Origin of the sequence: Limosilactobacillus sp., from assembly GCF_051873075.1 — a bacterium.
Taxonomy (GTDB): domain Bacteria; phylum Bacillota; class Bacilli; order Lactobacillales; family Lactobacillaceae; genus Limosilactobacillus.
Genome location: NZ_JBJEEM010000080.1, coordinates 1 through 4,969, shown reverse-complemented (window position 1 = coordinate 4,969; position 4,969 = coordinate 1). Strand labels below are relative to the sequence as shown.

The following is a 4,969-nucleotide window of genomic DNA, read 5'->3' as shown; positions in this document are numbered from 1 at the left end:
AGAAAGGTATTCATGAATAATTTGGGCTTTTAATTTTGGATTATATTTAGTCATATAAAAAATGCCTCACAATCGTTAGAACTTTGTCTAACAATTATGAGGCACTTCAAACGCCGAACGCTTAGGTGCTGTTTTTCTATTAATTACTACTTTTCAAAATCCTTAACAGATTTCAGGAGACGCTGCATCGCATCCTCAATTTGCTTCCGTGGATAGGCAATGTTGATCCGAATGAAGCCGGCACCGTTGCCATGGTAGTAAGTTCCTGGGTTGATGATCAAACCGCTATCCTGCCGAATGAACTCTGCCAGCTGCTGACTATCAGCAGTGATTTCACTTGTATCGATCCAGAGCAGGTAGGTTGCTGTTCCGGGTACCAGGTGCATTTCGGGTAGGTTCTGCTTGATGAAGTCAGCGATGTAGTGCTTATTGGCCAGCACATACTGCTTCAATTGGTGCAACCATTCACCACCCTGCTGGTAGGCCGCAATGGCTCCTGGAATTGCCAACAGGTTGGGCTCAGCGACTTCGTACTTGTTGATGGCCCGATTGAAACGTTCCCGTAAGATTGGGTTGGGAACAATCCCGGTGGCCGAGTGGAGGGCCGCCAAATTGAAGGTCTTGCTGGTCGAAACCAGGGCGATTAAATTGCTGGTAATCTCCGTCGGCAATGAAAATGCCGGGGTATAGTCTGGCCCTTCCAGTACCAGGTCACCGTGGATCTCATCGCTGATTACAATCACCCCGTGACGCTTGGCCAGCGACAGGATATGGGTCAGCTCGTCCTTTGTCCAGACGTAGCCAGTTGGGTTGTGGGGGTTGCAGAGGATCATCAGGGTCGTCAGCGGATCCGCCAGTTTATCTTCCAGGTCGTACCAGTCGACATGGTAGGTGTGCTGATCATGATCATACAGTTGTTGACTGGCAATTACGTGCCGACCGCTGTTGATGATGGAGTTGTAGAAGGTATTGTAAACTGGTTCCATCAGGAGGACATTGTCCCCTTCATGGCTAAAGTGATGGACACTCGCCGTGATTGCGGGGATGACGCCGGTGGCAAACCGCATCCAGTCCGTCTCAGCAGCCGCGTGGTGTTCCTTGGCATACCATTCGGCTACTGCCTGGAAGTACTCCGGAGTTGGGTATTCGTAGCCAAAAGCCCCCTGGTCAATCTTCTTCTTCATGGCGGTCATGATTTCGGGGGCCGTCTTGAAGTCCATGTCGGCGGTCGTCATCGGGAGCTCACCAGCTTTGACATCCCATTTTTCAGAATTAGTATGCTTCCGGTCCAGAATCGTATCAAAATCGTATTGCATTTAATTTACCCCCTAGTGCTGCTTAACGTGTTGTGCTGAGTCATCATCCGTGATAATGGTCGTCTTGCTTGGGTCGATCTCGTGCGGATCCATGATGATCTCGTCGATGTGGTGCGCCTTGATCTTCCCGCTGATCGGGTTCTTAACGCTCATGATGTCGGAATCGATCTCGGTATCGATGTTCTCACAGTATTCAAAAGCCAGGTCGGTGTGCAGGAGCCGACAATTCTTCAGCGTGAGGTTCTTGGTGTAGCAGAGTCCCTGATCACTCTCAATCGTACAGTTGATCAGCGTAATGTGGTTCGTGTTCCAGGCCAGGTATTCCCCGTTCAGGAATGAGTCGTAAACCACCACGTTATCACAGTTCCAAAAGTTATCCTTGGTGACCATCGTTGAATTATGAATCTCAACGTTCTTGGCCCCGTCAAAGGCATAGTTACCGATGATGTTGAGGTGATCAGCGTAGATGTTTTCACTGTTCATGCCGAAGTAGTCACCATTGACCTGGACATTGTTCATCTTAATATTCTTGCATGACCACATGGTCTCTTCAGCGTCCCCAAAATGGACGTTGTTGAGTCGAATGTCGTTGCAACGGCGGAACTGCTTAGGCGCTTGGATGGCACTGTCATTGATTTCGATGTCATTAGTGTACCAGATACCCGAGCGGGACATTGTCTCCCAGATGGAATCATTCACCGTCACGTGCTGATCGTACCAGAGCGGGTATTTCCACTGGAAAATCACCTTATTCAGCTCAAGGTCGTGGGCATTCTTTAACGGTGACTCCCCCTTGCCGAAGGTCGTCCGGGTAATCTTGGCATCGTGTTCACCAAACAGCGGCCGCTCGCCATCAAAATATTGGTCAATGATTTCTTTCATTTTAAGTTGGTCCTTCTTTCGTCAATTACTAATAACTATATTTTAGTAAGAAACTTCAATAATGTAAAATAATTATTATTAATCGTTGTCTATCAGGATTTTGTATTGTTCAGGGCTTGAATGACCAGCTGCTTGGCGGCCGCTGATACTGTTAAATGGTGTTCTTCAGCATAAACCCGCAGTTGCTGGTAGGCAGCGAGGTCATCAGGCCCCCGCCAAATTATCCCTGTCACCTGACCGTGTTCTTTCTTCATTATGGTTACTCCTTTCCCCACATGATCTGTTCGATCTTTTTTAGGATTAATGGACGATCATGCAGTTGGCTGTGGGTTGTATGAGGGTAGATCTTTTGGTAATACTTGATTGTTGGGTGCGACTGGATCAGCGCCTTCAGCATTTCAGACTGAATGTGCGGTACCGCACCATCGGTCAGCTTGCTTCCCTCTTTTGACCCCATCAGGTTGTAAATTTCGATCGGATATTTTAATTGCCACTCCTTCATTTGGGCACGGAGCTGGTGGAAGTTTTTATCCTTTGAATGGTGGACCAGCGGGTAATGGTACGGCAAGTGATCGCTCAGGCTTTCCTCGACCGGCACTCCTAAAAAGATTATTTTGTTAAGACGCAAGGCGTGCTGCAGGTACTTAGAACCCATATAAGCGTGCATGAATTCTGTACCCCCGTAAGAATGAGCGATAATGTTGGCCTGCTTAATCCCGTAGTGCTTATTGAGGTAAACTAGGACGTGGCGCAATTGCCCAACCTGGGGATGGTAGCTGGTGCTATAATTCCAGTCAAAGAGGACTTGAATCAGGGCGTTCTTCTGCCCATGCCAATCCCCACTGACCCGGATGTGGTGGTGTGGTGAAACCCAAACGGTCATGACCTTTTGGGCAACGTTACGGTCCTGATAATATTTAATCAGGTGATTGTAGGTGATGGTGTTGCCGCCCCAACCGGGGATTAGCAGGGTGGGTACTTGCGAATAGCGAATCGTTTCAGGCCCTGCTGTTGGATCAATCTTCTTGCCCGGGGTCCCCTTCAACAGGAATGCCTGAGTAAGCAATAATAGAACACAAATTCCGCCAAGACCGCATCCCAATACTTTACTGATTTTTTTCAATCGTTGCAACCAAATCACCCCATTTCTGTAAGTTGCTAGTCCTATTATCGCGCATTTCTTGAATGATGGCGGGGTTAAATTTTAAAGGAGGAGTAAAAATGGCAATCACCTTTCGCCGGGCCCGGGCAACGGACCTCACTAAAATTGTTGCAATCTTCAACGAGTCGGTTAACCTGCCGATCAACGACGAGGTTGAATTGGTGACCCCGGAAAGTCGGCGGGATTGGCTAGCCGCCTTTGATGATGACCATCCCCTCTGGGTTGCCGTTGCCGATGACGAGGTCGTCGCCTGGTGCGGTCTTGAACCCTTTTATCCCCACTCCGCCTACCGGGCTTCTGATGAAATCTCAATTTATGTCAGTCGTGCGGCCCAACACCAAGGGATTGGCCGGCATTTCTTGAATTTAGTTGACCAGTGGGCGCAAACCCACGTAGCCACTAAAACGATCGTGGCTTATATTTACCAAGAGAATGAAGCTAGTCAACGGCTTTTTACCGCCAGCGGTTTTGAATACTGGGGGATCCTGCACAACATCGCAATGCTAAATGATGAGTTGCACAGCTTATTGATCTATGGGCGGACATATTAAATGAAAGTGGATAGTTACGCCAGCTCAGGCGCGACTATCCGCTTTTTAAAATTTAATCATAAGTTTTTAGCAAAGAAGGTATGGCTTCTTCATGTCTTTCGTAATTTCTGGGACGTTGTACCGGCTTAATTCCAGCTGGCTCCAGGCCACAGCCCGATTGTCCTAGCCGCGGTGACTGCCGCGGGCGGTAAAGTAGTAAGCGGCCCCTTCATCAAATGCTCTTGGCATAAAATTGAGGTAGTCAATCGGGCCATCATTTTCTTCATAATTTTTCTTGGCCGCCGTGACCTCGTCTTCTGGCTTGAAGAAAGAAGCCATTGGTGACTTAGAAATATCAGCGATGGCCGGAACAACCGCCGTGATTGCCTTTAGCCGTGGTTCCTTAACGCCGGCAGCGGACATGTAGGATCCACCACCACAGATTCCCAGTCCCCCGATGCGATCACTATCGACAAATGGCAGGCTATTCAGGAAATCAACCGCCCCTTCAATGTCGGATTCCTTAATGCTCGGCAATTCCTGCTGCCGGGGTGTCCCTTGGCTTTCGCCTCATCGTCGAAGACAAGACTTACATAGCCCTGTTCCGTCAGCCGCTTAGCGTAGGTGCTTTGGACTTGTTCCTTGATGGAAAGCATTGAGCCCACGACAACCACTGCAGGGTAGTCGTTGTTCAAGCCAAAATCTCCGGGCAAGCGGAGCAGGCCGGCTAGACGTAAGCTTAAATCCTTATTCATGAAAACAACTTTTTGAGTTTGCATAATTTCAGTAACCTCCTATTTCGAATATTCAACACCATTATTGTATGGTGCTATGGTGCCGTGATTAGAAGGATAAATTATCAACACTGAAAGGCGGTATACGGGATTTGAATAGCAGCAAGTTGTTATTAGAATGCCTGCTTGTTCGGTCTTAACATTGAAACCCGTTGAATCATTTGCTTATAGTATGCTTATGAAAATATCGTAATATCAATGTGTTTAAAACACGATATTAATATGATAATATGAGAGCGTAAAATATTTTGTGTAAATTCTGAAACTTGAATTGAAAAAGGGAAA

At 47.6% G+C, this 4,969-nt stretch carries 7 protein-coding genes; 1 reads left to right on the top strand and 6 read right to left on the bottom strand.

Annotated elements, in window-relative coordinates; genetic code table 11:
* Positions 1–146: 146 nt before the first annotated feature.
* The 4 genes from ACI31J_RS08220 to ACI31J_RS08205 all read right to left on the bottom strand — a co-directional run bounded on the left by ACI31J_RS08220 (position 147) and on the right by ACI31J_RS08205 (position 3,321).
* Positions 147–1,316, bottom strand: a complete 1,170-nt coding sequence (locus ACI31J_RS08220) for a MalY/PatB family protein (protein ID WP_439773934.1) — start codon at positions 1,314–1,316, stop codon at positions 147–149.
* Between the two features lie 12 nt (positions 1,317–1,328).
* Positions 1,329–2,198, bottom strand: a complete 870-nt coding sequence (locus tag ACI31J_RS08215; RefSeq protein ID WP_439773933.1) for a DUF3737 family protein — start codon at positions 2,196–2,198, stop codon at positions 1,329–1,331.
* A 92-nt stretch (positions 2,199–2,290) separates the two neighbouring features.
* Positions 2,291–2,452, bottom strand: coding sequence for a hypothetical protein (locus ACI31J_RS08210; RefSeq protein WP_439773932.1), 162 nt, complete (start codon positions 2,450–2,452; stop codon positions 2,291–2,293).
* Between the two features lie 5 nt (positions 2,453–2,457).
* Positions 2,458–3,321, bottom strand: coding sequence for an alpha/beta hydrolase (locus ACI31J_RS08205; protein WP_439773931.1), 864 nt, complete (start codon positions 3,319–3,321; stop codon positions 2,458–2,460).
* Positions 3,322–3,419: 98 nt separating this feature from the next.
* Here ACI31J_RS08205 and ACI31J_RS08200 point away from each other — a divergent pair, with 98 nt between their 5' ends.
* A complete protein-coding gene (locus ACI31J_RS08200) occupies positions 3,420–3,911 on the top strand; it encodes a GNAT family N-acetyltransferase (protein WP_439773930.1) in 492 nt (163 codons plus the stop codon).
* A 162-nt stretch (positions 3,912–4,073) separates the two neighbouring features.
* Here the strand turns inward: ACI31J_RS08200 and ACI31J_RS08195 are convergent, their stop codons facing one another.
* Complete coding sequence (locus ACI31J_RS08195) at positions 4,074–4,427, bottom strand: acetylxylan esterase (RefSeq protein ID WP_439773929.1); 354 nt, start codon at positions 4,425–4,427, stop codon at positions 4,074–4,076.
* On the bottom strand, positions 4,379–4,669 hold the full coding sequence (locus tag ACI31J_RS08190; protein WP_439773928.1) for a hypothetical protein: 291 nt from the start codon (positions 4,667–4,669) through the stop codon (positions 4,379–4,381). Before ACI31J_RS08190 ends, ACI31J_RS08195 begins: the two co-directional genes overlap by 49 nt.
* Between the last annotated feature and the right edge of the window lie 300 nt (positions 4,670–4,969).

What these genes read in the sequence shown, in the direction of transcription:
- ACI31J_RS08220 (WP_439773934.1), bottom strand. Translation starts at nt 1,316, where the DNA reads ATGCAATACGATTTTGATACGATTCTGGACCGGAAGCATACTAATTCT.
- ACI31J_RS08215 (WP_439773933.1), bottom strand. Translation starts at nt 2,198, where the DNA reads ATGAAAGAAATCATTGACCAATATTTTGATGGCGAGCGGCCGCTGTTT.
- ACI31J_RS08210 (WP_439773932.1), bottom strand. Translation starts at nt 2,452, where the DNA reads ATGAAGAAAGAACACGGTCAGGTGACAGGGATAATTTGGCGGGGGCCT.
- ACI31J_RS08200 (WP_439773930.1), top strand. Translation starts at nt 3,420, where the DNA reads ATGGCAATCACCTTTCGCCGGGCCCGGGCAACGGACCTCACTAAAATT.
- ACI31J_RS08190 (WP_439773928.1), bottom strand. Translation starts at nt 4,669, where the DNA reads ATGCAAACTCAAAAAGTTGTTTTCATGAATAAGGATTTAAGCTTACGT.